Source organism: Streptomyces sp. NPDC048496 (assembly GCF_043200055.1).
In the GTDB taxonomy this organism is placed as follows: domain Bacteria; phylum Actinomycetota; class Actinomycetes; order Streptomycetales; family Streptomycetaceae; genus Streptomyces.
In genome coordinates, this window is sequence record NZ_JBICXB010000121.1 from 1 (window position 1) to 2919 (window position 2919).

Consider the following 2919-nt stretch of genomic DNA (forward strand, 5'->3'; position numbering starts at 1 on the left):
ATGTCGAGAATCAGTGCCCTTCGCTGGGGTGCGAGCAGTCCTGCGTCCGTCACGAGCCCATCCCTGATCGTCTGTGTGCCGAATCCACCATGAACTTCATGGTCAACACACGGAAAGCATCACAATTCAACAAATGCAGATTACCGCAAGGCCGGGCGGCGTGGCCCCGGCCGTCCGGTGCGGACCTCGTCAGCCGATCCGGCCGGTTTCCGCTGCGTGCAGCCGGTCGTTCGCGCGGACGGGCGGCGAACCACGGCAGCGCCCCTGCCGGGGCGTCACAGACCACCCGCACAGGTATGCGCGATTCTGTTACTAACCGTTGACATTTGTTTATTCAGACTTCATATTTGGCGTGTTCGAGCAACTTCCTGCCCATGCGCCTCGTGGGGATGCGGCGTGATTCTCCCGGCAGTTCGGGTTCTCTTCAGGTCTTCAGCGCGCCGTAGGCCCTCAAGTATCCGAATCCCGAAGGAGTCAGCATGACTCGGGCACCAGTGCGTCGTTGGCGCACGCTCGCCGCAGTGACAAGCCTATTGCTGAGCACGCTCACCGGCCTGGCCGCTCCCGCCGTCGCGCAGGCCGCGCCCACGCCGCAGACCTCGATCACCATCGACGGAACCAAGCCGGGCCTGACCTTTGACGGTGTCGGCGCCATCTCCGGCGGCGGCGGGAACTCCCGACTCCTGGCCGATTACCCGGAGCCGCAGCGAAGCGATCTCCTCGACTACCTCTTCAAGCCCGGCCACGGCGCCTCGCTCCAGCTGCTCAAGCTGGAGATCGGCGGCGACACCAACTCCACCGACGGTGCCGAGCCCAGTCACATGCACACGGCCGGCACCGTCGACTGCAACCAGGGCTACGAGTGGTGGATGGCAGAGCAGGCCAAGGCCCGCAACCCCGGTATCAAGCTTGCCGCGCTGTCCTGGGGCGCCCCCGGCTGGATCGGCGGCGGCAACTTCTGGTCCCAGGACACCATCGACTATCTGATGTCCTATATGGATTGCGCGGCGAAGCACGACCTGACGATCGACTACCTCGGCGGTTGGAACGAGCGCGGCTACGACGCGGCCTGGTACAAGAAACTCAAGGCCACGCTCACCTCGCGCGGGTACGCGACCAAGGTCGTCGCCACGGACAGCGACTGGGAGGTTGCCGACGCCATGGCCCAGGACCCGGCGTTCAACGACGCTGTCGACGTCGTCGGCGTCCACTATCCGTGCGGCTACCTCGGTGCCTACACCACTTGCTCCAGCACCGCCACGGCACAGGGTCTCGGCAAGCCGCTGTGGGCCAGCGAGAACGGCTCCCAGGACGCGGACACCGGCGCGTCCGCTGTGGCGCGGTCGATCAACCGCGGTTACATCGACGGGAAGATGACCGCCTACTTCAACTGGCCGGTCATCGCCGCGCTCTACCCGAACCTCCACTTCTCCACCGACGGGATGTCCATCGCCAACCAGCCCTGGTCCGGCAACTACAAAATCGGCAAGACCACATGGGTGACCGCGCACACCACACAGTTCACCCAACCCGGCTGGCACTACATCGACTCCGCGGGCGGATATCTCGGCGGCAACCGCACCAACGGCAGCTACGTGACGCTGAAGTCGACGAACAACTCCGACTACAGCACGGTCATCGAGACCATGGACGCCACCGCGGCCCAGAGCGCCGCGTTCACCGTCAAGGGCGGCCTGTCCAGAGGCCGGGTCCACGTGTGGGCCACCGACGTCAAGTCGGGGGACTCCGCGAGCTGGTTCGTCCGCCAGCAGGACATCACCCCGCGCGGTGGCAAATTCAACGTCACCCTCCAGCCCGGCTACGTCTACACCGTGACCACCACGACCGGCCAGGGCAAGGGCACCGCGACCCCGCCGGCAGCCGGCGCACTCGAACTGCCGTATGCTGACAGCTTCGAGACCCCCGCCACCACCACATCGCCGAAGTACTTCTCCGACATGAACGGCGCGTTCCAGACTGTGGCCTGCGGTGGCGGCCGCTCGGGCACCTGCCTGCGCCAGATGGCTCCGACGACGCCGATCCGATGGACCGACGAACCCTACAACGCCCCGTACACGGTCATGGGCGACGGCACGTGGAGCAACTACACCGTCACCGTCGACACCATGCTCGAGAAGGAAGGCAGTGTCGAACTGCTCGGCCGCGTCAACCAGCAGAACAAGAACAACAACGGCCTGAACGCCTATCATCTGCGTGTCAGCGACACCGGCGCCTGGTCCATCGACAAGAGCGACACCAAGTGGACCTTCACCACCCTGGCCAGCGGCAGGACCACGGCGCTCGGTACCGGCAGCTGGCACACTGTCGCGTTCACCCTGGACGGCTCGACCCTCTCTGCGGTGGTGGACGGCGTCACCGTCGGCAGCGCCACCAACTCCAGCTACACCAATGGGCAGGCTGGCCTCGGCGTGACCGGATACCAGGCCGACCAGTTCGACAACTTCGCCCTCACCCCGGGCACAGTCTCGTCCCACGTCGGCCCGATCACCTCGGGCCTGGCCGACAAGTGCGTCGACGTCAAGGACGACTCCAGCGCGAACGGCACCCCGGTGTGGCTGTGGGACTGCAACGGGGGGAGTGCGCAGGTGTCAATCCCCTCGAAATGTGGAGTCCTTCCTATGCAGCCAGCCCTACGGTGAGGCCGGCCCAGTACTCGCGTTCGTAGTCGATCGGACTCTTGAAATCGCACACGCTGTGTAGTCGACGTGCGTTGTAGAAGTCGGTGATCCAGGTGGCGATCTTGATCCGGGCCTCGGCCCGGGTGCCGAAGGTGTGACGGTGGACGTACTCGACCTTCAGGACACTGTTGAACGCCTCGCTCACCGCGTTGGCGTGAGCTGTCGAATGCGCTCGTTCGCCGTGGTGACGATGGATCTGTGCGGTTGATCCATCCGTTCC

Annotated in this window: 2 protein-coding genes; one reads left to right on the plus strand and one right to left on the minus strand. The window is 65.2% G+C overall.

Annotated features, from left to right (window positions below; genetic code table 11):
• The first annotated feature begins 521 nt into the window (after positions 1-521).
• Complete coding sequence (locus tag ACGFSA_RS34960) at positions 522-2660, plus strand: galactosylceramidase (RefSeq protein ID WP_393310184.1); 2139 nt, start codon at positions 522-524, stop codon at positions 2658-2660.
• Here the strand turns inward: ACGFSA_RS34960 and ACGFSA_RS34965 are convergent.
• Positions 2638-2919: integrase core domain-containing protein (locus tag ACGFSA_RS34965; protein WP_393310186.1), on the minus strand; the 282-nt coding region annotated here is incomplete at its 5' end. The genes ACGFSA_RS34960 and ACGFSA_RS34965 overlap by 23 nt on opposite strands.